The sequence below is a fragment of the Bacillus cereus group sp. BfR-BA-01355 genome (assembly GCF_022663675.1).
Taxonomy (GTDB): Bacteria; Bacillota; Bacilli; order Bacillales; family Bacillaceae_G; genus Bacillus_A; species Bacillus_A thuringiensis_S.
Genome location: NZ_JAKUFY010000468.1, coordinates 1 through 223 on the forward strand (window position 1 = coordinate 1; position 223 = coordinate 223).

Genomic DNA, 223 nt, shown 5'->3' on the forward strand with positions numbered 1-223 from the left:
TTTCAACAACCTGATTATTTCCTTTTGGCTCTTTTACTTCCTCTTTCGCTTCTTCAACTTCTTTTGTTGGTTCTTTCACTTCTTCTTTTGACTCTTCCACTTCCTTTGTTGACTCTTTTACTTCCTCTTTCGCTTCTTCAACTTCTTTTGTTGGTTCTTTCACTTCTTCTTTTGACTCTTCCACTTCTTTCGTTGGTTCTTTTACTTCTTCTTTTGACTCTTC

General features: G+C 35.9%; 1 protein-coding gene. It reads right to left on the minus strand.

What is annotated here, in order from left to right; all coding sequences use genetic code 11:
* On the minus strand, positions 1–223 hold a 223-nt coding region (locus tag MR167_RS33865; RefSeq protein ID WP_242316315.1), incomplete at both ends, for a hypothetical protein.